We start from the raw sequence: 20,509 nt of genomic DNA on the forward strand, positions 1-20,509 counted from the left end.
TCCTACAGCCATCGGTGCCCCGCGCCGACGCACGGGCCGCGAGGGGCCTCCTAAAGTGAATGCAGCCGGTTCTTTCGACCGGTCATCTGTCCCACCCCCTCCGTGCCCGGACGGGCACCGAACCAGGAGAAACGACATGAATGCATCCAAGACCCTCACCGCCCTCGCCGCCGCTGCCGCCCTCGTGGGCACCATCGGCTACGCCTCCGCCCAGCAATCGGGCAGCGACACGATGCCGCCGAACGCCGGCTCCCCGGCCGACACCGCGCAGCCCGCGGTGACCACGCCGGCCCCGATGGACAGCAACGCCACGCTGCCGTCGGACGCCGCCGCCACGATGGACAGCGAACGCGCCCCGCAGGCCGACCGGAACTGATCCGGACCGTGCCGGCCTCCGGCCCCCGGGTCGGAGGTGAGCCGAACGACCGACCACCATGCGTGATTCGAACCGTTCCCTCCACCCCGTGCTCGACGGCCTGAAGCAGGGCGTCGTGTTCGGGGCCGCGGCGCTCGCCGTGCTGCTGCCGCCCGTCGGCGGAGCGCGCACGACGGTGCCCCGCCTGAACCTTCCCGCCGTCGCCGAGGCCGCGCCCCGTGCGCCCCGCTTCGCGGACTTCGGCGCGGAGACACCCCACGACGACGTGCGCCACGTCGCCGACTGGGTCGCCGACTCCGGCGACAACCGGCAGATGGATTTCGTGATCGTCGACAAGCGCGACGCCCGCATCTGGGTGTTCGGCGCCGACGGTGTGCTCAAGGCCCAGAGCCCCGTGCTGCTGGGCGCCGCCGCGGGCGACGACTCGGTCGCCGGCATCGGCCAGCGGCCCATCGCCGAAGTGCGCCCCGAGGAGCGCACCACACCGGCCGGCCGGTTCGTCGCCGAGCCGGGCCGCAATTCCCATGGCGAAAACGTCGTCTGGGTCGACTACGACGCGGCGGTGTCGATGCACCGCCTGCGCGCCCTCGAGCCCAAGGAGCGGCGACACGAGCGCCTGGCCACGCCCACGCCGGACGACAACCGCATCTCCTACGGCTGCATCAACGTGCCGCCGGCCTTCTTCGAGGCGGTGCTGGAACCCGTCTTCGACCAGCGCCGCGGCGTGGTGTACGTGCTGCCGGAGACGAAGTCGCTCCATGAGGCCTTCGCCACCTCGTACGACGTGGCCGCGAAACATGGCATCCCGCGCCTCTGATCCCCCGAACTGAGCGGACTTTTCCGCTCAGTCTTTGTCGCTGATCGGCGACACCCTTGCTACCATCGTGCCCTCAGAACCGGGCGTCCGCCCGGTTTTTGGTGTCCGGCAGTCGACGGTACAGGGGTGTGTGGCATGTGGGGTGGGAAACGTTGGGGTGTGGCGGTGCTGGGTGCGACCGCCTGGGCCGGGGTTCTGGCGGCCGACGTGCCGACGCCCGACCCGCTGGAGGTCCCCCTGGCCCCGGTGGCGCCCGCCGCGGTCCACGTGCCCGGGCTCAGCGCCGATGCGCGCGACACCCTCGCCTGGATCCAGTCCACCGGTGACCACGGCCACCTGCCGTTCGCCATCGTCGACAAGCGCCAGGCCCGCGTCCACGTGTTCCATGCCGATGGCCGCCTGGCGGGCGAGTCGCCCGCGCTGCTGGGCCTCACGCCCGGTGACGAGGGGGTGCCCGGTGCCGGCCAGCGTGTGGCCGACCTGAGTCCTTCCGAGCGCACCACGCCCGCCGGGCGCTTCGCGTCCGAACCGGGTCACAACCTCAAGGGCGAGGACATCGTCTGGGTCGACTACGACGCCGCCATCGCGATCCACCGCGTGCGGCCGGGCCCGTCGCGCGAGCGCCGCGAGCAGCGGCTCGCCTCCGGGACCCCCGCGGACAACCGCGTCTCGCTCGGCTGCATCGTGGTCCCGGTCGCGTTCTACGAACAGGTCGTGAGCCCCGTGCTGGGCCGCAGCCGTGGCGTGGTCTACGTGCTGCCCGAGCGCCAGCCGGCGCTCGCGATGCTCACCCGGCGCTGACGCCGGCGGCGTTCAGGCGCCAGGTCTCGAACGCTTCGGCCGGCATGGGCCGCGCGAACAGGTAGCCCTGGCCGTAGTCGCAGCCGGCGGCCGTGAGCAGCTGGCGCTGCGCCTCGGTCTCGACGCCTTCCGCCACCACCTTCATGCCGAGTGCGTGGGCCATCGCGATGATGGCCTTGCACAGCGCCATGTCCTTCGACGTGGCCGACAGCCCGCGCACGAACGACTGGTCGATCTTCAGCACGTCGATGTCGAACTTCTGCAGGTAGGAGAGCGACGAGTAGCCGATGCCGAAGTCGTCCAGCGAGATCGCGACGCCCGCGCGGCGCAGCGCGTCGAGCTGCCCGGCCACGCCGTGGCCGGCGTCGAGCAGCAGGCCTTCCGTGATCTCCACCGCGATGCAGTCGCCCGGCAGGCCGAGGGCCTTCATGCGGTCGTGCCACGCGGTGCGGTCGTGGCCGGCTTCGCGGAACTGCACCGGCGACTTGTTGACGCTGATCTGGAAGTCCGGGTGCAGCTGCTCCCGCCAGCGGCGGACCTGTTCCACCGCCTGCAGGAAGACCCATTCGCCGATCTCGCCGATCTGGCCGGTCGACTCGGCGATCGGGATGAACGTGGCCGGGCTCACGTTCCCGCGCGCCGGGTGGGTCCAGCGCAGCAGCGCCTCGGCCTTGCGCACCTGGCCGGTCGCAAGGTGCACGATGGGCTGGTACAGCACGTGGAGCTGGCCGTTTGCCAGCGCGCCACGCAGGTCGTTGGCCAGGCGAAGCCGCAGCAGCGCCGCTTCCTGCAGCGCCGGGGTGTATCGGCTGTAGCGGTTGCGGCCCGCGTCCTTCGCGACGTAGAGCGCCTGGTCGGCGTGCTTGAGCAGGTCCTCGATCTGCGTCGCGTCCTCCGGGTACATCGTGATGCCGATGCTCGCGGAGACGAAAGCCCGTTCGTCGCCGAGCGGGAAGGCCTCGGCCACGGCGGCGAGGATGTCGCGCGCGACCTGTTCGACCCGCCCCTCGTGCTCCAGGCCCGCGAGCACCACGGTGAACTCGTCGCCGCCCATGCGCGCGACCGTGTCGGCGCCTCGCACGCAGGCGCGGATCCGGCGGGCGGCCTCGACCAGCAGCCGGTCGCCCTGGTCGTGGCCCAGCGTGTCGTTGACTTCCTTGAAGTGGTCGAGGTCGATGAACAGCAGCGCGAGCGGGTTGCCGTCGCGCTGGCTCATCAGGATGTCCTGCTCCAGCCGGTCGCGCAGCATGCGGCGGTTCGGCAGGCCGGTGAGGGCGTCGAAGTTCGCCTGCTGCCACACGAGCGCCTCGTTGCGCTTGCGTTCGGTGATGTCGGTGTGGGTGCCGATCATCCGCGCCGGCTGTCCGGCCGCGTCGCGCTCGATCACCATGCCGCGCGTCAGCACCCACTTCCACGAGCCGTCCTTGCAGCGCATGCGGTGTTCGTTGCTGTACGTGGCGGTGCGCTGCTCGAGGTGTTCGCGCCGCGCGTGCAGGACCTGACTGAGGTCGTCCGGGTGCACGAGGTGGTCGACCTGCTCGATGCGGGTCGCGAGTTCGTCCATGCGGTAGCCGTACATCTCGGCGAACCGGGCCGACAGCAGCGTGGCGCCGGTGGACACCGACCAGTCCCACACGCCGTCGCCGGCGCTTTCCAGCGCGTGTTTCCAGCGGGCCTCGTTGGTGCCGAGTGCGGCGAACGAGTTTTCCAGGCCGCGCAGCAGCACCGAACACGAGACGGTGAGCATCAGCGCCACGAAGGCCACGTTGCCGGTGACGATGGCCCACCAGCGCGTCGTCGGGGAATCGAAGCCCGGCAGCGGCTGGCCGCTCAGGGCGCCGATGCCGAACAAGGTCGCGGCGCAGGCGGCCAGGCACAGCACACCCGGGCGCAGCCCGAGCAGCAGCGCGGCCAGCACCGGCAGGGCCATCAGGTAGGCCATGCCCACGGGGCCCACCATCATCAGGAACCAGGTGCCCACGCCGTACATCAGCAGCAGCACGCTCCAGGTGCGCAGCTGGTAGGGCAGGGACGGGTGGCGCCAGATGAAGGTGATCCAGCCGAGGGCCACCGCGTCGATGATCGGCACCGGCCAGAGACCGTCGATGACCGCGAAGACGGCACTCGGCAAGGCGATCACGATGCCGAGCACCAGCACGGCGAGCAGGATGGACGAGAGCACGCGCTCACGCCATTGCGTCAGGTCCGGCACGTGGGCGGACGGCAGCATCGGGCCGACGGGCGGCGCCGCACCCGGCCGGGCGGCCGTGGCGGAGGGGGGCAGGGGAGAGCGGAGATCGGTCGGCATGGCGGAACGCCCTCTGGAGGCGTCTGGCCAGGGGGAAGCACCCCAGAGGTATCGGCTGGCGGGCGGCCGTTGTTGAGTCCAGGCCCGTTCCCCGTGCCAAACCTTGCACGGAACGAGCCCGTACCGGCGCGCTCAGGGCGCGAGCGTGCGTCCGAAGAAGGCCACGACGGCCGCGTTGAACTCGCGGTGGAACGCCGCACGGTCGAAGCCGGCCTGGCTGCTGCACAGCGGCGGCGCCATCAGGCTGAAGCGCAGCGTGCAGGGGGCGAGGAAGTCGAAGTGGCCGGCGTCCGGCACCGGGTGGTATTCGGGCGGGGTGCCCAGGCCGTCCCGCACGGGTTCGGCGTACCAGGGCGAGGGCAGCACCGTGTCGGCGTCGGCCCGCCACAGTTGCACCGGCAGGGTGATGCCGGCGAGCGACTCGCGGCTGAACGTGAACCCGAGCGCCGGCGCGGCCACCACGGCGGCCCGCACGCGCGGGTCGCGGCCGGAGAGCGGTCCGCCAGTGCCCGCGGCGATGGCACCCGCCGGGTCCTTCGCGATCACGAGGCAGGCGTAGTCGCGAGGGTGCGCCTGGCAGTGGGGGCCGACCCGGGCCAGGTCGGCCACGCCACCGGCCACCGCCACCGCGGTGAACCCGCCGGACGAGAAGCCGAACACCCCCACGCGGGCCGGATCCACCTGAGGCTTCGCCCGCCACTGCGTCAGCACGAAGTCGATGGCCCGGCTGACGTGACGGGGCCGGTCGGCCATCGAGACCTCGCGGCTGCGGTCGGCATGGTTGTCGCCGGTGTGAGTGACCGCTGCCACGACGTAGCCGGCCTGGGCGAGCGCCACCGCCGTGTCGTGGTGGCTCAGCGCACTGCCGCCGTTGCCGTGCGACATCACGATCAGCGGCAGGCCCTTGCCCACGACGGGCGCACCCATCGCGATGGGCAGCGTGAAGGGTCCGAGGTCGGTCGAGCGGGCCTCGGCCGTCGTGGGGTACCAGATCGCGGTGTCGAGCGGCGGCTGGTCGCCGTCGGGCACCTTCACCCGCTCGTAGCCGGCCTCCGCGGCGCAGGCGGCGGCGGACAGCAGGGCGAGGGCCAGCGTGGCGGCGAGGCGGGGGAGGTGGCGGATGTGCATGGGTGTGCATTATGAGCAGCGTCCCGCTTGCCGTCGGCCTCCCGGGTCGGCACACTGGAGTGTCCCGACCCGGCGGTCCACCATGACACCCTCGACCCGCACCCTGCTCACCGCGGCCATCCTGCTCGCGTGCGGGTCCGCGGTCCGCGCCGAATCCCTCCGCTGCAACGGCGAGAGTTCCGGCCCGGGCGATTCGAAGCTCTCGGTGCTGCGCAAATGCGGCGAACCGATGCTGAAGGACTCCTTCTGCAAGCCGGTCGAGGTGGTGGTGCCCACGGTGCCGTACCCCGTCGTGCCCTATCCCAACTCGCCCTATCCGGTGGTGGTGCCCAACCGGGGCTACGCCTGCGAACCCGTGGACGAATGGCTCTACGACCGCGGACCGGGCAACCTCTTCGCCATCGTGCGCTTCCAGCGCGGGGTCGTCGAGTCGATCGTCTATGAGGGTCGACCCCGGTGACGCGACGCTGGTGAAACGTTTCATTTGTCGTTAGGATCGGGCCTCCGCCAGTGACCAGGAGGCCCGATGGCCCGCATTCCGTACGTCGAACCCGAGCAGATGCCGGCGGCCTATGCCGAGCTGCTCAAGTCCCGCAACCCGCTCAACCTCTACCGCATGCTGCCGCACGCGGTGGACGCCGCGTCGCCGTTCCTCGCGCTGGGTGGCTCGCTGCTGCGCAACAGTGCCCTCGACCCCGTGCTGCGCGAGATCGCGATCCTGCGCGTGGGCCTGCTGAGCCACGCGTCCTACGAGGTGCACCAGCACCGGCGAGTCGCGCGTGCCGCCGGCATGCCTGAGGACGTGCTCGCCGCCATCGCGGACGGACCGGACGCCCCGGCGTTCGACGACCTGCAGCGCCTCGTGATGCGCTTCACCGACGAGGTGGTGCAGCGGGTCAAGGCGTCCGACGTGCTGTTCGACGCCGTGCGTGCGCGCCTCGGCGACCGCCAGGTCGCCGAGCTGGTCCTGACCATCGGCTTCTACATGATGGTGAGCCGCTTCCTCGAGAACTTCGAGGTCGACATCGAGGCGGACACCGAAGCGCGGGAGGCCGTGCAATGAGCGCCCCCGATCCGTCCCGCCAGCTGTTCCCCGAATCGCTGGGTGAGGAAACCGGCCGCCAGCGCCTGCGCGGCCGGCGCGTGCTGGTGGTGGGCGCGGGCCAGCGCCCCATCCCCGACGAGGACCCGCCCGTGGGCAACGGTCGCGCGGTGTCGGTGCTGTTCGCGCGCGAGGGCGCGACGGTCGCCTGCGTCGACCGCTCGGCCGAGGCCGTGGAACACACCCGTGCCCAGGTGGTGGCCGAGGGGGGCGTGGCGTTCGCCGAAGTGGCTGACGTGTCGGACGCCTCCGTGATCGCCCCGCTGGTGAAACGCTGTGCCGAGCAGATGGGCGGGCTCGACGGCCTCGTGCTCAACGTCGGCATCTCGCGCGGGCTGCCGCTCGCGCGCCAGACCGCCGCCGACTGGGACTTCGAATACGCCGTCAACGTGCGCAGCCACATGCTGTTCTGCCAGGCCGCGCTCGAGGTGATGCCCGAGGGCTCGTCGATCGTTCTGATGTCCTCGCTCGCGAGCCTGCGCGCGGGCAGCCGCAACCCCGCCTACGAATCGTCGAAGGCGGCGCAGGTGGCGCTGGCCCGCAGCGTGGCCGTGGCCGGCGAGGCCAAGGGCATCCGCTGCAACGCGGTGCTGCCGGGCCTGATGGACACGCCGATGGGCCGTGACGCGACCCGCCATCGCCCGGGCCGCGCGGTGGCCGTGCCGTGGGGCCGGCAGGGCACGGGCTGGGAGGTGGCGTATGCCTGCCTCTACCTGATCTCGCACGAGTCGAGCTACTGCAACGCGCATGCGTTGCTGCTCGATGGGGGGTTGTCGGTGGGCGTCGCCCGGGCTGCCGCCTAGGGCGCGGGACCGCAGGAGCCGCGTTCGATCAACTCCGACGGCACGCGCAGCGAGACCGCTTCGGCGGTCTCGCCGCCCAGCCGCGCCAGCAGGCGTTCGGCCGTGCGGTCGGCCACCGCGTGCAAATCGACCCGCAGCGCGGTGAGCGGCGGGGCGTGGTGGACAGCGAAGTCGGGGTCGCCGATGCTCATGAGCGACAGGTCGCGGGGCATCGACAGCCCGGCCGCGGACACCGCGTTGAGCGTCTCCACGAGGATCGACGTGCCCTGCACCAGCAGGGCGGTGGGACGGTCCGGCGCCGCGAGCAGCGCGGCCACCGCGTCGTAGGCCGAGCTGGTGGAGCTGGGCAGCTGCACGAGCCAGCGGTCGTCGAACGCGAGGCCGTGCGACCTGCACGCGGCACGCAGTCCCTCGGCTCGCCGCCGCATGGGCCGGTTCGACGACTGCGACTGCACGAGCGCGATGCGCCGGTGGCCGAGCCCCGCGAGGTAGGCCACGGCCGCCTTCATGCCGGCGGCGTGGTCGAACTGCACCTTGTCGTGCCGGCTGGCGAGGTCCCGGTCGAGCACCACGGCGGGCATCTCGAGCGCGGCCACCGCCTTCAGCACGCCGGCATGGCGTTCGTTGCCCGGGGCGATCACGACGCCGTCCATGCCGCGCAGCCGGAACAGGTTCAGCAGCGCGATCTCGCGGTCCGGGTCGTTCAGCCCGTTGGCGAGCAGCAGCAGGTAGCCTTCGGCGAGGAAGCGCTCCTCGAGCGCGCGGAACAGCTGGGCGTACAGAGGGTTCGCCACGTCGGTGACGAGGCAGCCGATGGTGCGCGTGCTGCGCGAGCGCAGCGACTGCGCCGCGTGGTTCGGCCGGTAGCCCAGCGCCTCGATGGCGGCGAGCACCTTCGCGCGGGTCTCTTCCCCCACGTTCGCCACGTTGTTGACCACCCGCGACGCACTGCCGAGCGACACACCGGCATGGCGGGCGACGTCCTTGATGTTGACGGAGGCGGGTTTGCGGGGCGGCATGGGCGGGGATTGTGCGCGAGCTTTTGCTATCGTGAGGACCCGATGCCGAACTTCGCCGCCAACCTCTCGTTCCTCTACCCCGACCTGCCGTTCCTCGACCGCTTCGCCGCGGCCGCCCGGGACGGCTTCGACGCGGTCGAGTTCCTGTTCCCGTACGCGTTCGACGCCCGCGACGTGAAGGCCCGCCTCGACGACCATGGGTTGAAGCCGGTGCTGTTCAACGTCTCCCCCGGTGACTGGGACGGCGGCGAGCGGGGGCTGGCGGCCCGCCCCGGCCACGAGGCGCGCTTCCGCGCCGCGGTGGAGGAGGCGCTGGCGTACGCCCAGGTGCTGGGCTGCCCGCGCCTGCACGTGATGGCCGGGCTGAAGGAAGCCGACACGGCCCGCCAGCACGCGGTCTATGCCGAGAACCTCGCCTGGGCGGCATCGCTGGCCGCGCCGCTGGGCATCGACCTGCTGCTCGAGGCCATCAACCCGCGCGACATGCCCGGCTACCTGATCAGCCGCCAGCAGGAGGCCCATGACGCCGCCGCGGCCACGGGTGCGCCGAACGTGAAGGTGCAGTTCGACCTGTACCACTGCCAGATCGTCGAGGGCGACCTGATCACCAAGCTGCGGGGCTACCTGCCCGGCGGGCGGGTGGGCCACCTGCAGATCGCCGGCGTGCCGTCGCGCCAGGAGCCCGACACGGGCGAACTGGCCCTCGACCACCTGCTGGCCGAGATCGACGCCACGGGTTACACGGGCCACGTGGGCTGCGAGTACCGCCCCCGCGGCGACACGTCCGCCGGGCTCGCCTGGCTCAGGCGATACCGGGCTTCAGCAGGTTCGTGACACCGGCCGCCACGTGCCCCGAGGGCACGTGCGGCGAGGCGTTCTCGATGTGGCCGCTCTGGTCGTCGAAGAAGAAGTCGGGTTCGAACTCGCGCAGGAAAGCGCCCTTCGGCAGGCCGCCGAGGAACATGGCCTCGTCGATCTCGATGTCCCACTCCATCAGCGTGCGGATGGCGCGCTCGTGTGCCGGCGCGCTGCGGGCGGTGACGAGGGCGGTGCGGATGCGCATCGCGGGCGACGCCTTTTCCTGCAGCAGCTTCAGCGCGTCCAGCAGCGGCTTGAACGGGCCGGCGGCCAGCGGCACCCCGGCGCGGTCCAGCTCGTGGGCCTGGAAGGCATCGAGGCCGGCGCGCTGGAACACCTGCTCGGCCTCGTCGGAGAACAGCACCGCATCGCCGTCGAAGGCGATGCGCACCTCGTTCGGATGGGCGTCGGACGCCCGCGCCGAGTGCGGGAACACCCGCGCCGCCGGCACCCCGGCGCCCAGGGCCGACCGGACGTCGGCTTCGTTCGTCGACAGGAACAGGTGGGCGTTCAGCGGCCGCAGGTAGCGCCAGGGCGACTCGCCCCGGGTGAAGACGCCCCGCTGGATGGGCATGCCGTAGTGTTTCGCCGAGCGGAACACCCGCATGCCCGAGACCGGGTCGTTGCGCGACAGGATCACCACCTCCACGGAGGTGTCCGGAGGCGCCTTGTTGAAGGTCAGCAGCTTGTTCACGAGGGAGAACGCGACACCGGGCTTGGCGGGCTGGTCCACCCGGTCGAGCTGCAGCTGCATGTAGGCGCGGTCGTCGCGGGCCTCGAAGAGGCGGTTCTCCTCCTCGAAGTCGAAGAGGGCGCGCGAGGAGATCGCGACGACGAGCTGGTTGTCCAGGGAGGCGGGCATGGGCGACATCCTAGCGCCATCGTCCCGCCGGGCTGAAACAAACGAAACACAGGATCGGGACCGGCGAAATGTGCCTGATACGGCCGCCGTCCACACTTCGTTCCATCCCCTGCACCACCGCCTTCGGAGTCCATGATGAACCTGCCCGTCACCAGCACCCTCCAGCGTCTCTTCTCCCGCCAGCCGGCCCTGGCCATGCTGTTCCAGCCGTCCGGCTACCCGATGCCCTCCCCCCAGGTGCCCGAGGTGCTCCATGCCGACTTCATGGACACCCGTCCCGTGATCTTCCGCAGCGAAGGGTTCGAGGAAGACCTGCTGCCCACCCACGCCACCGCATGACGCGCGGGGGGTGGTGCGACCGTCCGGCCGACGGGCCGGTGGCGAGGGGACTCCGATGACCGATCGCACCGCCCGCGAGTGGCTGGCGCGCGCGCTCGAAGACGCGCGCGTGGCCGGTTCACCCCGATATGATTCATCCCGAAAGACAGACCCTCAGGGAGAGCCGGTCATGGGGCAAGTGGAAGGCGCGGCCAAGCCCGTGCTGCTGGTGGTGGACGACGAGCCCGACCTCCGGGCGCTGCTCGGCGAGTACTTCGGCCGCCACGGCTTCGACGTGCTCACGGCGGAAGACGCCGCGCGCGCGCGCGAGATCCTGGCCACGGTGTCGCCGCAGGCGGTGCTGCTCGACATCAACATGCCCGGCGAGAACGGCCTGTCGCTCGCGCGCTGGCTGCGCGACGCCCATCCGCGCGTGGGCCTGCTGATGCTCACCACCGCCGGCGAATCGGTCGACCGCATCGTGGGCCTCGAACTGGGCGCCGACGACTACATCCCCAAACCCTTCGAGATGCGCGAGCTGCTCGCCCGCACCCGGGCGGTGCTGCGCCGGCTGCAGCAGCCAGCGGAGGCCGCTCCCGCTCCCGCGCCTCCACCGGCCGCCGTGCACCGCGTGGCTTTCGGCCGCTGTGTGCTCGACCTGGAACAGCGCCGCCTGGCGGGCGCCGACGGCGCCGAGATCGAGATCAGCGCCGCCGAGTTCGACCTGCTGGCGCTGTTCGCCCGCAACCCGAACCGGCCGCTCAACCGCGACCAGATCATGGAACAGGCGCACAACCGGGGCTGGGACGTGTTCGACCGCTCCATCGACCTGCGCATCATGCGGTTGCGCCGCAAGATCGAAACCAACCCCGACAAGCCCGAGGTCCTGAAGACCGTGCGCAACGTCGGCTACGTGTTCGTGCCCCTCGCGGCCGCGTGACGGAAGCGGGGCGCGAGGTGCAGCGGCGCGAGGAGGCACTGGCGCTCAAGGCGGCCATCGTGGACCGCGCGCTGGCGGCCCTGATTTCCATGGACGCGGACGGCCGCATCGTCGAGTTCAACCCGGCCGCCGAAACCCTGTTCGGCGGCCGCTGGCGCGAGAAGCGGCTGGGCCAGGTGTTCGGCGACGTCGAACTGCCCGAGCGGGTGCGTCCCGTCTACCAGGCCGCGCTGCGCCGGCTCGCCGAGGGCGAGGCACCCACGCCCAGCGGCCACCGCATGGAACTGCACGCGCTGCGCGGCGACGGCACCGAGTTCCCGGTCGACTTCGTGCTGTGGCGCACCGATGCCGGCGGCGCCCCGTACTTCACGGCCTCGCTCGTCGACGCGAGCGACCGGCACCACGCCGCCCAGCAGGTGGGACGCCAGCGCGAGGCGTTGCGCCAGAGCGAGAAGCTCACCGCGATGGGCAGCCTGCTGGCGGGCGTGGCCCACGAGCTGAACAACCCGCTCGCCATCGTGATGGGCCGCGCCAGCCTGCTCGAGGAGAAGTGCGAGGACCCCGAGCTGCGTGCCGACGTGCTGCGCATCCGCGAGGCCGCGGAGCGCTGCGGCCGCATCGTGCGCACCTTCCTCAACATGGCGCGCAACCGCCCGGCCCAGCGCACGCCGGTCGACCTCAACGAGCTGGTGCGTGCCGCGGCCGACATGCTGCTCTACAGCTTCCGCACGCACGGGGTCGAACTCGAGCTCGCCCCGGGGGCCGCGCTGCCGCCCATCAACGCCGACGCCGACCAGCTCGGCCAGGTGGTGCTGAACCTGCTGATCAACGCCCAGCAGGCGCTGACGGGCACCCCGGGCCCCCACCGGGTGCGCGTGAGCACCGGCGTGGAGCACCGGCGCGAGGGCCGCGAGCCGCGCGTGTGGTTGCGCGTCGCCGACAACGGCCCCGGCGTGCCGCCCGAGTTCCGTTCGCGCATCTTCGAGCCGTTCTTCACGACGAAGGGCGAGGGCATGGGCACGGGCCTCGGCCTCGCGGTGTCGCGTTCGGTGGTGATCGAACACGGCGGCGACCTGATCCTCGAACAGTCCGGCGCCGAACGCGGCGCGATCTTCCGGGCAAGCCTGCCCATCAGCGGCATGGCCATCGACGACAGCGGCCCCGTGCCGCTCGACGAGCCCGAGGCTCCCGCGCCGTCGCGCGTGCTGGTGGTGGACGACGAACCCGAACTCGCGAGCCTGATGCGGGACATGCTGGAGCAGGCCGGCTACGAGGTGGCCACGGCCGAGTCCGGCGGCCTCGCGCTGGCGCTGCTGGACGAGGCCCGCTTCGACGCGATCGTGTCGGACCTGCGCATGCCCGACATGGACGGGCCGGGGCTGTGGCGCGCGGTGGTGGAGCGGCATCCGCTGCTCGCGCAGCGCATGCTGTTCGTCACCGGCGACACCCTGTCGCCCGACGCGCGGGAGTTCCTGCGCACGGCGCGGTGCAGTGCGCTGGACAAGCCGTTCTCGAAGGCCGGCTTGCTGGCGGGCGTCAAGGCGCTGCTGGCCTGAATCACGCGCCGTCCGACACGACCGCATCGGACGCGGCTTCCTGCATCGTGCGCGACACCACCCCATACATCGCGATCCACGCCTCGCGCACCGACGGCGTGAACGCCTCGCCGAGGCCGAGCGCCAGCGTGCCGAGCAGCGCCTGCCCCACCGTGTCGTAGTGCGCGGGCTTGACGCCGTACGTGAGGTGCCGCGCACCGAGGATGCGCAGCGTGGGCAGCAGCGTGTCGGGGTCGTCGAGCAGCCGAACGGCGGTGATGATCATCGTCATCAGGCGTTTGCCCTGTTCGGTCATGTCGCCGCGGAACATCGCCTGCAGTGACGGATCGACGGTGAACAGCGTGTCGTAGAAGAGGGCGGCGACCTGCTGCGAGCGGGGCACGATCAGTGCGGCACTCTGGCGCACGAGGTCGATCTGGACGGGGGTCATGGGCGGGCTCCTTTGAACAAGAGCCCGAAGCATCGCGGCGGCCCGCTTCACGCGCATTTCGCGCGGAAACGTGCCGTGTTGCATTGGTTAAGCCGTCATTGCATGAACCCGATGGGCGAGCGCCGCGATCCCATGTCGGGCAGGTCGTGCGGCTGCACCTGGTCGCGCTTCGCGAGCTTCGCGTTGCCGAAGGCGGTCATCCACGCGCGGCGCATGTCGCGCGGGGCCATCTCGCTCAGGCGGTCGAGCACGTCGGCCGCCGGTTCGGGGTCGAAGCGGCTGCCCCAGCCGTGGTCGGCGCGGATGCTGCGGTACAGCTTCGTGGCGATGTGGCGCGCCTGCTCGCGGTCGGGTGGCAGCACGTCGTAGACGTTCATGCGGTTCAGGATGGGGTCGGGGATGGACCGCGCGTCGTTGGCGGTGGCCACCCAGATGACCTGGCTGGCGTCGATGGGCACTTCGGCGAACTCGTCGATGAAGCTGCCCGCCGTGTCGTGCTCGAGCAGGCCGTAGAGCGCGCCCAGCGGGTCGTAGGCGTGTTCGCCACCGGCCTTGTCGATCTCGTCGACCACCATCACGGGGTTGGCGTACTGGCCTTCCACCAGCGTTTCGAACACCTTGCCGGCGCGTGCCCCCTTCCACTGGCTGGAGGCGCCCGAGAGCACCCAGCCGGCGGTCATGGAACTCATGGAGATGAACCCCATGCCGGTGCCCAGCAGTTCGGACAGCGCCCGCGCGAAGTGCGTCTTGCCGATGCCGGGGGAGCCGAGCAGCAGCAGCGGGGTGATCTCGAGGGCGTCGCGGCTGTCCTCGCAGAGGGCCAGCTGGCGCTTCACGTCGTCGAGCACGGCGGTGAAGTTGGGCAGGTCGTCGTAGAGGTGGTCCATGGCCGGGAGGCCGGCGGGCTTGACCTGGAAGCGGTCGGGGCCCTTCTCGAGCATGCGCTCGTAGGTGGAACGGAGGGTTTCGTGTTCCTTGTCGGGGAGGCGGTCGAGCCGGCGGCCGACGTCGTCGACGCGGTAGACGCTTCGCATGCGGGCAATGGGGATGTTGCCTCGGGGCGACACGGTGACCAGATCGTTGGATGCGCTCATGCGGACCTCCTGAACCAACCAATGACTTCATTCAACCACGGCCCGCGCAAGAGGGCGTGATGAATAACCCATGGAAAGACCTGCCAGATGGAGAGCATGGAGCGTGCCCGCTCGCAGACGGGCGATCAGGCCGGCACGTCGCCTTCGATGGTCGTGCGGTGGAGCTTGCGCCGCAGGTGGTCGGGGCAGCCGGCCGCGAGGTGCATCACCGAGCGGTTGTCCCAGAACACCATGTCGTGCGGCTGCCAGGCGTGGCGGTACAGGTGCTCGGGCTTCACGCTGTGCGCGAACAGCAGGTCGAGCAGTTCGCGGCTCTCGGTCTCGCTCACGCCGAGGATGCGCGTGGTGAAGTGTTCGCTGACGAAGAGCGCCTTGCGGCCGGTCTCCGGGTGCGTGCGCACGACCGGCTGGAGGGCCGGACGCACCTGGGCCTTCTGTTCGTCGGACAGGTCGGGGCGCCACGGGCTGCGCTTCTGCATCTCGGCGTACTTGGCGAGGTAGCTGTGTTCGGCCTTCAACCCTTCGACACGGCGTTGGAGGTCGGCGGGCAGCGTGTCCCAGGCGAGGTGCATGTTCGCGAACAGCGTGTCGCCGCCTTCGGACGGCAACTCCTGCGCGTGCAGCAGCGAGCCGAGGCTCGGGCGTTCCTTGTACGAGAGGTCCGAGTGCCAGTACTGGCCGGCGTCGCCGAGGCCGATGGGTTTGCCGTCTTCCCTGATGTTGGAAACGATGAGGATCTCGGGATGGCCGGGCAGCAGGAACTGGTGCAGCACGTGGATCTCCAGCCGGCCGAAGCGGCGGCTGAACTCGATCTGCTGGGCCGGCGTGATGCGCTGGTCGCGGAACACCAGCACGTGGTGATCGAGGTGCGCGCGGTGCACGGCGCGGAAGGTGGTGTCGTCCACCGGGCGGGTCAGGTCGAGGCCGGTGACGGACGCGCCGAGCGGCGCGTCGAGCGGGGTGATCGACAGGGCGTCGGTGAGGGCGGCGTGTGACATGCCTGGCACCGTACGCCTGGCGCGGGCGACGCGCAAGGAAGGATTGCGAGCGAGCTTGGTTGCCGTCCGCATGAGGCGCGGTGCAGATCGAAACACGGTTTTCTTCGTTGTCCGGGCCGTCGAAGGCCAGAACACTGGCGTCATTCCGAACCGTCGTCTGTTCACCGTGACCTTGTCTTCCCGCCCCATCGAACCCCCGCCGCTCGCGGACCGTGTCGAGGCCTTGGCCGCCGCGCTCGCGGCCACCGCCATCGAACGTGACCGCGCCGGCGGCCATGCCCGCGCCGAACGCGAGTTGATCCGCGAGAGCGGCCTGCTGACGCTCACCATCCCCGCCGCGTTCGGCGGCGACGGCGCGCCGTTCTCGACGATGCTGCGGATCGTGCGCCGCCTCGCCGAGGTCGACAGCGCGCTCGCCCACCTGCTCGCGTTCCACCACCTGCAGATCGCGGGGATCGTGCTCTACGGCACGACCGAACAGCAGGAGACGCTGCTGCGTGGCACCGTCACGCACCGCTGGTTCTGGGGCAACGCACTGAACCCGCTCGACAAGCGGGCCATCGCGGTCGACGATCGGGAGGGCGGCTACGTCATCGAGGGTGTGAAGAGCTTCAGCTCGGGCTCGGTCGGCTCCGACCGCATCACCATCTCGGCGTGGCACGAGGCCACGCAGACCGCGCTGATCGCAGCCCTGCCCACCGACCGCCGCGGTGTCGTCGTGTCGCCCGACTGGGACGCCTTCGGCCAACGCCAGACCGACAGCGGCACGGTGAGCTTCGACCGCGTGCGGGTCGATGCCCATGAACTGTTGCAGGTCCCGGGCGCCGTGGCGACGCCGCGGGCCACGCTGCGCTCGCAGGTGGCCCAGCTGATCCTGACCAACCTGTACCTCGGCATCGCGACCGGCGCCTTCGAGGGAGCCCGCCGCTACACGCTGGAGCAGACGAAACCGTGGTTCGCGTCCGGTGTCGCGCGGGCCGCCGACGACCCCGTCGTGCAGCACCGCTACGGCGACCTGTGGCTGCACATCCGCCCCGCGGCCGTGCTGGCCGACGAGGCGGCGGCGCTGCTCGACGCCGCCATCGCGCGAGGGCCTTCGCTCACCGCGGCCGAACGCGGCGAGGTGGCCGTGGCCGGCGCCGAGGCGAAGGTGCTGGCGCACCGCGCGGGCCTGGCGGTGACGTCGCAGCTGTTCGAGCTGACCGGCGCGCGGTCCACGTCCGAACGCCTCGGGCTCGACCGCTTCTGGCGCAACGTGCGCGTGCACACGCTGCACGACCCCGTCGACTACAAGCTGCGCGACCTCGGCCGGCACCGGCTCGACGGCCGCGTGCCCGATCCCACCCCGTACTCGTGAGGACCGACATGGGACACGTCCAGACCCTGGAGCCTGCCTCGGCCCCGCCGCTACTGCGCCTCGACCGCGTCAACAAGCGCTTCCACCTGCCCGACGGCACCCCGTTCCACGCCGTGCGCGACGTGTCGCTGCAGGTGCGCGCGGGCGACATCTTCGGCCTCGTGGGCAAGAGTGGCGCCGGCAAGTCCACGCTGCTGCGCACCATCAACCTGCTCGAACGTCCCGACTCCGGTACCGTCACCGTCGCCGGGCAGGACCTGACCTCGCTCGACAAGCGCGCGCTGCGTTCGGCACGGCAGTCCATCGGCATGATCTTCCAGCAGTTCAACCTGCTGCAGAACGCCACAGTGGCCGACAACGTCGCGTTCCCGTTGCGGCTGCACGGCGGGCGCACCACCGCGCAGATCGCCGCGCGCGTGCGCGAGTGCCTGTCGATCGTGGACCTCACCGACAAGGCTGGCAGCCACCCCGCGCAGCTGTCCGGCGGCCAGAAGCAGCGCGTGGCGATCGCCCGCGCGCTCGCGCCCGAACCCGCGCTGCTGCTGTGCGACGAGCCCACGTCGGCGCTCGACGCCGAGACCACGCGCAGCGTGCTCGACACGCTGAGCCACATCAACAAGACCCTCGGTGTGACCATCGTGATCGTGACTCACGAGCTGTCGGTGGTGCGCCGCCTGTGCCGCCACGTCGCGGTGATCGAGCAGGGTGCGGTGGCCGAGCAGTTCGCCGTGGCCGAGGAGGCCGGCGTGTTGCGCCGGACCGTGCTGGGCCGCGAACTCGCACGCCTGGCCGCATCGCCCGAGGAAGCCCGCCTGCTCGACCGCCTGGAGGCCGCCGTCGCATGAACTTCCTCTCCGACAACATCGTCGCCGTGCTGCCCGAGCTGGGCACGGCTGTGGGCCAGACGCTGCTGATGCTCGCCATCGGACTGTCCGCGGCCGTGCTGCTGGGCGGACCGATGGGGGTGCTGCTGTTCCTGCTGAGCCCCGGGCAGTCGCTGGAACAGCGCCACACGTTCCGCGTGCTGAACTGGATCGTGAACACCGTGCGGTCGTTCCCGTTCATCATCCTGCTCGTCGCCCTCGTGCCGTTCACCCGCGTGATCGCCGGCACGTCCATCGGGCCCGTGGCCGCGGCCGTGCCGCTCAGCTTCGCGGCCATCCCGTACTTCGCCCGCCTCGTGGAGCAGTGCCTGCGCGACGTGCCGCGCGGCGTGGTCGAGGCGGCCCATGCGATGGGCGCGTCCGAGCTGCAGATCGTGTGGCGCGTGCTGGTCGTCGAGGCCCGCTCGGGCCTGGTGCTCGCGCTCACCGTGCTCGCCATCAGCTTCCTGTCGTACTCGGCCGTGGCCGGGGTCGTGGGCGGCGGCGGCATCGGCGACCTCGCGATCCGCTACGGCTACTACCGCTTCCAGACCGACGTGATGGTGCTCACCGTCGCGATCCTCGTCGTGCTCGTGCAGCTGATCCAGTTCGGCGGCAACACGATCGCCCGCCACCTCGACAAACGCTGATTCTTCTCCCCAAGGACCCTGTCATGACCTTCGCCCGCCGTTCCACCCTTGCCGCGCTGTTCGCGCTGTCCGCCACCATCGCGCTGCCCTCGTTCGCCCAGGAGAAGAAGGAACTCGTCTTCGGCGCCACCGCCGGCCCGTACGCCGACCAGATCAAGGTCGGCATCAAACCGCTGCTGGAGAAGAAGGGCTACCGCGTCAAGGTCGTCGAGTTCAACGACTACATCCAGCCGAACCACGCGCTGGCCCAGGGCGCGCTGGATGCCAACGCGTTCCAGCACATCGTCTACCTGACCAAGTTCGCCACCGAGAACAAGCTCGAGCTGAGCGAGCTGCTGAAGGTGCCCACCGCACCCATCGCGATCTACAGCAAGAAGCACAAGTCGCTCGGCGAGGTGAAGGACGGCGCCACCGTCGCGCTGCCGAACGATCCCACCAACGCGGCGCGTGCGCTCGTGGTGCTGGAGCAGATCGGCTGGGTCAAGCTGCGCGAGGGTTACGACCCGATCCGCGCGTCCGAGAAGGACGTGGCGTCGAACCCGAAGAAGCTCAAGCTCGTGCCGCTCGAAGCCGCGCAGCTGCCGCGTTCGCTGGACGACACCGACTTCTCGTTCGTCAACGGCAACTTCGCGCTGGCCTCGGGCCTCAAGCTCACCGAGGCCCTGGCCCTGGAGAAGACGAGCCCCACGTACCAGAACCTCGTGGCCGTGCGCACGGCCGACAAGGACAAGCCCTGGGTCAAGGACATCGCCGACGCCTACCGGTCGAAGGAGTTCCTCGCGGTCACCGAGAAGAACTTCGCCGGTTTCGTGAAGACCGAGTATCAGCAGGGCCGTTGAGCGAAGCGATGGGCCAACGCATCCGCTTCAACGCGTTCCAGATGAACGCGGCGTCGCACCAGTCGCCCGGGCTGTGGACCCACCCGCGCGACTCGGCGCATCGCTACACCGACCCGCAGCACTGGGTGGACCTCGCGAAGCTGCTCGAACGCGGCGTGTTCGACGGCGTGTTCCTCGCCGACGTGCTGGGCGTGTACGACGTGTTCGGCGGCAACCACGAGGCGGCGGTGCGCCACGGCGTGCAGGTGCCCGTCAACGACCCGCTGGCGCTCGTGCCGCTGATGGCGCAGGCCACCGAACACCTGGGCTTCGGCGTCACCTGCGCGCTGACGTACGAGCATCCGTACCCGTTCGCGCGGCGCATCTCCACGCTCGACCACCTGACCGGCGGCCGCGTGGGCTGGAACATCGTCACCGGCTACCTCGACAGCGCGGCGCGCAACCTGGGGCTGTCGAACCAGCTGGGGCACGACGCGCGGTACGACCTGGCCGACGAGTACATGGACGTGGTCTACAAGCTCTGGGAAAAGAGCTGGGCCGACGACGCGGTGCGCCGCGACAAGGCCACCGGCACGTTCACCGACCCGGCGAAGGTGCGGCCCATCCGCCACGCGGGCACGCACTACCAGGTGCCGGGCATCCACCTGTGCGAACCGTCGCCGCAGCGCACGCCGGTGCTGTACCAGGCGGGCACGTCCCCGCGCGGGGTCGCGTTCGCGGCGCGCCATGCGGAGTGCGTGTTCATCAGCGGTCCCACCGAGACCGTGCTGAAGCGCTACGTCGACACCGTGCGCGGCGGCCTCGTGGCCCAGGGCCGGCCGGCCGACGACGTGCTGATCTACGCGCAGGCGCTCGTGATCACCGCACCCACCGAGGCCGAGGCCCGCGCGAAGCACCGCGAGCTGCTCGAACACATCGACGTGGAGGCGTCGCTCGCGCTGCTGTCGGGCTGGACCGGGGTCGACTTCTCGAAGTACGACCCCGACGCGCCCATCGAACACGTGGACACCGAGGCCGGCCGCACCGCGCTCGCGTCGTTCAGCCAGACCGATCCCTCGCGCAAGTGGGCGGTGGGCGAGGCGGCGCGGTTCATCGGCCTGGGCGGGCGCGGCCCCGTCATCGTGGGCTCGGCGTCGCAGGTGGCCGACGAACTCGAACGCTGGGTCGACGCGACCGGCATCGACGGCTTCAACCTGACCTACGCGCTGGCCCACGAAACGATGCGTGACGTCGTGGACCACGTGGTGCCCGAGCTGCAACGGCGCGGCCGGTACGCCACGTCGTACAGCGACGGCACGTTGCGCGAGAAGCTGTTCGCCCGCGGTCCGCGCCTGGGCGCCGGGCACGCGGCGACCCGCGTTCGGATCTGATTTTTCATCACAAGAAAGAA

22 protein-coding genes are annotated in these 20,509 nt (G+C 70.9%); 15 read left to right on the forward strand and 7 right to left on the reverse strand.

Going from position 1 to position 20,509, the window contains the following annotated elements:
* Nucleotides 1-136: 136 nt before the first annotated feature.
* From A4W93_RS05540 to A4W93_RS05550, 3 genes are all read left to right on the forward strand, one after another.
* Entirely contained in the window at nucleotides 137-376 is a 240-nt protein-coding gene (locus A4W93_RS05540; RefSeq protein ID WP_085749666.1) for a hypothetical protein, read from the forward strand.
* Nucleotides 377-434: 58 nt separating this feature from the next.
* Nucleotides 435-1,193, forward strand: coding sequence for a hypothetical protein (locus tag A4W93_RS05545; protein WP_099959862.1), 759 nt, complete (start codon nucleotides 435-437; stop codon nucleotides 1,191-1,193).
* 207 nt (nucleotides 1,194-1,400) lie between these two features.
* Nucleotides 1,401-1,994, forward strand: coding sequence for a L,D-transpeptidase (locus tag A4W93_RS05550; RefSeq protein WP_237357699.1), 594 nt, complete (start codon nucleotides 1,401-1,403; stop codon nucleotides 1,992-1,994).
* On the opposite strand, the gene A4W93_RS05555 is transcribed toward A4W93_RS05550, so the two are convergent.
* Both A4W93_RS05555 and A4W93_RS05560 read right to left on the reverse strand, forming a co-directional pair.
* Entirely contained in the window at nucleotides 1,981-4,302 is a 2,322-nt protein-coding gene (locus A4W93_RS05555) for a putative bifunctional diguanylate cyclase/phosphodiesterase (RefSeq protein ID WP_237357700.1), read from the reverse strand. The genes A4W93_RS05550 and A4W93_RS05555 overlap by 14 nt on opposite strands.
* Nucleotides 4,303-4,434: 132 nt before the next feature.
* Nucleotides 4,435-5,430 carry an alpha/beta hydrolase family protein gene (locus A4W93_RS05560; protein WP_085749668.1) on the reverse strand — a complete coding sequence of 332 codons (996 nt, stop codon included), beginning with the start codon at nucleotides 5,428-5,430 and terminating at the stop codon, nucleotides 4,435-4,437.
* 82 nt (nucleotides 5,431-5,512) lie between these two features.
* On the opposite strand from A4W93_RS05560, the gene A4W93_RS05565 reads away from it, so the two are divergent.
* The 3 genes from A4W93_RS05565 to A4W93_RS05575 all read left to right on the forward strand — a co-directional run bounded on the left by A4W93_RS05565 (nucleotide 5,513) and on the right by A4W93_RS05575 (nucleotide 7,335).
* A complete protein-coding gene (locus A4W93_RS05565; protein ID WP_157782115.1) occupies nucleotides 5,513-5,890 on the forward strand; it encodes a DUF2845 domain-containing protein in 378 nt (125 codons plus the stop codon).
* Nucleotides 5,891-5,956: 66 nt separating this feature from the next.
* Nucleotides 5,957-6,493, forward strand: coding sequence for a carboxymuconolactone decarboxylase family protein (locus tag A4W93_RS05570; RefSeq protein ID WP_085749669.1), 537 nt, complete (start codon nucleotides 5,957-5,959; stop codon nucleotides 6,491-6,493).
* Nucleotides 6,490-7,335, forward strand: a complete 846-nt coding sequence (locus tag A4W93_RS05575; protein ID WP_085749670.1) for an SDR family NAD(P)-dependent oxidoreductase — start codon at nucleotides 6,490-6,492, stop codon at nucleotides 7,333-7,335. Before A4W93_RS05570 ends, A4W93_RS05575 begins: the two co-directional genes overlap by 4 nt.
* On the opposite strand, the gene A4W93_RS05580 is transcribed toward A4W93_RS05575, so the two are convergent.
* Complete coding sequence (locus A4W93_RS05580) at nucleotides 7,332-8,354, reverse strand: LacI family DNA-binding transcriptional regulator (protein WP_085749671.1); 1,023 nt, start codon at nucleotides 8,352-8,354, stop codon at nucleotides 7,332-7,334. The genes A4W93_RS05575 and A4W93_RS05580 overlap by 4 nt on opposite strands.
* 42 nt (nucleotides 8,355-8,396) lie before the next feature.
* On the opposite strand from A4W93_RS05580, the gene otnI reads away from it, so the two are divergent.
* On the forward strand, nucleotides 8,397-9,188 hold the full coding sequence (otnI, locus tag A4W93_RS05585; protein ID WP_085749672.1) for a 2-oxo-tetronate isomerase: 792 nt from the start codon (nucleotides 8,397-8,399) through the stop codon (nucleotides 9,186-9,188).
* On the opposite strand, the gene A4W93_RS05590 is transcribed toward otnI, so the two are convergent.
* Nucleotides 9,157-10,074, reverse strand: a complete 918-nt coding sequence (locus tag A4W93_RS05590; protein ID WP_085754048.1) for a 5'-nucleotidase — start codon at nucleotides 10,072-10,074, stop codon at nucleotides 9,157-9,159. The genes otnI and A4W93_RS05590 overlap by 32 nt on opposite strands.
* 132 nt (nucleotides 10,075-10,206) lie before the next feature.
* Between A4W93_RS05590 and A4W93_RS05595 the strand changes: the two genes are divergently transcribed.
* The 3 genes from A4W93_RS05595 to A4W93_RS05605 all read left to right on the forward strand — a co-directional run bounded on the left by A4W93_RS05595 (nucleotide 10,207) and on the right by A4W93_RS05605 (nucleotide 12,888).
* Nucleotides 10,207-10,413: a hypothetical protein gene (locus tag A4W93_RS05595; protein WP_157131592.1), complete on the forward strand. Its 207-nt coding sequence runs from the start codon at nucleotides 10,207-10,209 to the stop codon at nucleotides 10,411-10,413.
* A 169-nt stretch (nucleotides 10,414-10,582) separates the two neighbouring features.
* The gene (locus A4W93_RS05600) at nucleotides 10,583-11,332 is read left to right on the forward strand and encodes a response regulator (protein ID WP_085749674.1); all 750 of its coding nucleotides are present in this window, start codon (nucleotides 10,583-10,585) and stop codon (nucleotides 11,330-11,332) included.
* Nucleotides 11,329-12,888 (forward strand): hybrid sensor histidine kinase/response regulator, encoded by a 1,560-nt coding sequence (locus A4W93_RS05605; RefSeq protein WP_157131593.1) that lies wholly within the window; start codon nucleotides 11,329-11,331, stop codon nucleotides 12,886-12,888. The genes A4W93_RS05600 and A4W93_RS05605 overlap by 4 nt, the downstream gene beginning before the upstream one ends.
* 1 nt (nucleotide 12,889) lies before the next feature.
* On the opposite strand, the gene A4W93_RS05610 is transcribed toward A4W93_RS05605, so the two are convergent.
* The 3 genes from A4W93_RS05610 to A4W93_RS05620 all read right to left on the reverse strand — a co-directional run bounded on the left by A4W93_RS05610 (nucleotide 12,890) and on the right by A4W93_RS05620 (nucleotide 15,410).
* Nucleotides 12,890-13,318: a globin family protein gene (locus A4W93_RS05610; RefSeq protein ID WP_085749676.1), complete on the reverse strand. Its 429-nt coding sequence runs from the start codon at nucleotides 13,316-13,318 to the stop codon at nucleotides 12,890-12,892.
* A gap of 95 nt (nucleotides 13,319-13,413) precedes the next feature.
* Complete coding sequence (locus A4W93_RS05615; RefSeq protein WP_085749677.1) at nucleotides 13,414-14,412, reverse strand: AAA family ATPase; 999 nt, start codon at nucleotides 14,410-14,412, stop codon at nucleotides 13,414-13,416.
* 125 nt (nucleotides 14,413-14,537) lie between these two features.
* On the reverse strand, nucleotides 14,538-15,410 hold the full coding sequence (locus A4W93_RS05620; protein WP_085749678.1) for a TauD/TfdA dioxygenase family protein: 873 nt from the start codon (nucleotides 15,408-15,410) through the stop codon (nucleotides 14,538-14,540).
* A gap of 166 nt (nucleotides 15,411-15,576) precedes the next feature.
* Here A4W93_RS05620 and A4W93_RS05625 point away from each other — a divergent pair, with 166 nt between their 5' ends.
* Genes A4W93_RS05625 through A4W93_RS05645 form a run of 5 tightly spaced genes read left to right on the forward strand, consistent with a single transcriptional unit; the run spans nucleotide 15,577 to nucleotide 20,489 of the window.
* On the forward strand, nucleotides 15,577-16,767 hold the full coding sequence (locus A4W93_RS05625; RefSeq protein ID WP_237357701.1) for an acyl-CoA dehydrogenase family protein: 1,191 nt from the start codon (nucleotides 15,577-15,579) through the stop codon (nucleotides 16,765-16,767).
* A gap of 8 nt (nucleotides 16,768-16,775) precedes the next feature.
* A complete protein-coding gene (locus A4W93_RS05630; protein WP_085749680.1) occupies nucleotides 16,776-17,612 on the forward strand; it encodes a methionine ABC transporter ATP-binding protein in 837 nt (278 codons plus the stop codon).
* Nucleotides 17,609-18,280, forward strand: a complete 672-nt coding sequence (locus A4W93_RS05635) for a methionine ABC transporter permease (RefSeq protein ID WP_085749681.1) — start codon at nucleotides 17,609-17,611, stop codon at nucleotides 18,278-18,280. Before A4W93_RS05630 ends, A4W93_RS05635 begins: the two co-directional genes overlap by 4 nt.
* 23 nt (nucleotides 18,281-18,303) lie before the next feature.
* Entirely contained in the window at nucleotides 18,304-19,119 is an 816-nt protein-coding gene (locus A4W93_RS05640; protein WP_085749682.1) for a MetQ/NlpA family ABC transporter substrate-binding protein, read from the forward strand.
* A gap of 8 nt (nucleotides 19,120-19,127) precedes the next feature.
* A complete protein-coding gene (locus A4W93_RS05645; RefSeq protein WP_085749683.1) occupies nucleotides 19,128-20,489 on the forward strand; it encodes an LLM class flavin-dependent oxidoreductase in 1,362 nt (453 codons plus the stop codon).
* The last annotated feature ends 20 nt before the right edge of the window (nucleotides 20,490-20,509 follow it).

The organism is Piscinibacter gummiphilus (assembly GCF_002116905.1).
GTDB classification, from domain to species: Bacteria; Pseudomonadota; Gammaproteobacteria; order Burkholderiales; family Burkholderiaceae_C; genus Rhizobacter; species Rhizobacter gummiphilus.

Excerpts from the sequence above, each read along its gene's own strand:
- A4W93_RS05540 (WP_085749666.1), top strand. The coding sequence starts at position 137 with ATGAATGCATCCAAGACCCTCACCGCCCTCGCCGCCGCTGCCGCCCTC.
- A4W93_RS05545 (WP_099959862.1), top strand. The coding sequence starts at position 435 with ATGCGTGATTCGAACCGTTCCCTCCACCCCGTGCTCGACGGCCTGAAG.
- A4W93_RS05555 (WP_237357700.1), bottom strand. The coding sequence starts at position 4,302 with ATGCCGACCGATCTCCGCTCTCCCCTGCCCCCCTCCGCCACGGCCGCC.
- A4W93_RS05560 (WP_085749668.1), bottom strand. The coding sequence starts at position 5,430 with ATGCACATCCGCCACCTCCCCCGCCTCGCCGCCACGCTGGCCCTCGCC.
- A4W93_RS05565 (WP_157782115.1), top strand. The coding sequence starts at position 5,513 with ATGACACCCTCGACCCGCACCCTGCTCACCGCGGCCATCCTGCTCGCG.
- A4W93_RS05570 (WP_085749669.1), top strand. The coding sequence starts at position 5,957 with ATGGCCCGCATTCCGTACGTCGAACCCGAGCAGATGCCGGCGGCCTAT.
- A4W93_RS05575 (WP_085749670.1), top strand. The coding sequence starts at position 6,490 with ATGAGCGCCCCCGATCCGTCCCGCCAGCTGTTCCCCGAATCGCTGGGT.
- A4W93_RS05580 (WP_085749671.1), bottom strand. The coding sequence starts at position 8,354 with ATGCCGCCCCGCAAACCCGCCTCCGTCAACATCAAGGACGTCGCCCGC.
- otnI (WP_085749672.1), top strand. The coding sequence starts at position 8,397 with ATGCCGAACTTCGCCGCCAACCTCTCGTTCCTCTACCCCGACCTGCCG.
- A4W93_RS05590 (WP_085754048.1), bottom strand. The coding sequence starts at position 10,074 with ATGCCCGCCTCCCTGGACAACCAGCTCGTCGTCGCGATCTCCTCGCGC.
- A4W93_RS05595 (WP_157131592.1), top strand. The coding sequence starts at position 10,207 with ATGATGAACCTGCCCGTCACCAGCACCCTCCAGCGTCTCTTCTCCCGC.
- A4W93_RS05600 (WP_085749674.1), top strand. The coding sequence starts at position 10,583 with ATGGGGCAAGTGGAAGGCGCGGCCAAGCCCGTGCTGCTGGTGGTGGAC.
- A4W93_RS05610 (WP_085749676.1), bottom strand. The coding sequence starts at position 13,318 with ATGACCCCCGTCCAGATCGACCTCGTGCGCCAGAGTGCCGCACTGATC.
- A4W93_RS05615 (WP_085749677.1), bottom strand. The coding sequence starts at position 14,412 with ATGAGCGCATCCAACGATCTGGTCACCGTGTCGCCCCGAGGCAACATC.
- A4W93_RS05620 (WP_085749678.1), bottom strand. The coding sequence starts at position 15,410 with ATGTCACACGCCGCCCTCACCGACGCCCTGTCGATCACCCCGCTCGAC.
- A4W93_RS05630 (WP_085749680.1), top strand. The coding sequence starts at position 16,776 with ATGGGACACGTCCAGACCCTGGAGCCTGCCTCGGCCCCGCCGCTACTG.
- A4W93_RS05635 (WP_085749681.1), top strand. The coding sequence starts at position 17,609 with ATGAACTTCCTCTCCGACAACATCGTCGCCGTGCTGCCCGAGCTGGGC.
- A4W93_RS05640 (WP_085749682.1), top strand. The coding sequence starts at position 18,304 with ATGACCTTCGCCCGCCGTTCCACCCTTGCCGCGCTGTTCGCGCTGTCC.
- A4W93_RS05645 (WP_085749683.1), top strand. The coding sequence starts at position 19,128 with ATGGGCCAACGCATCCGCTTCAACGCGTTCCAGATGAACGCGGCGTCG.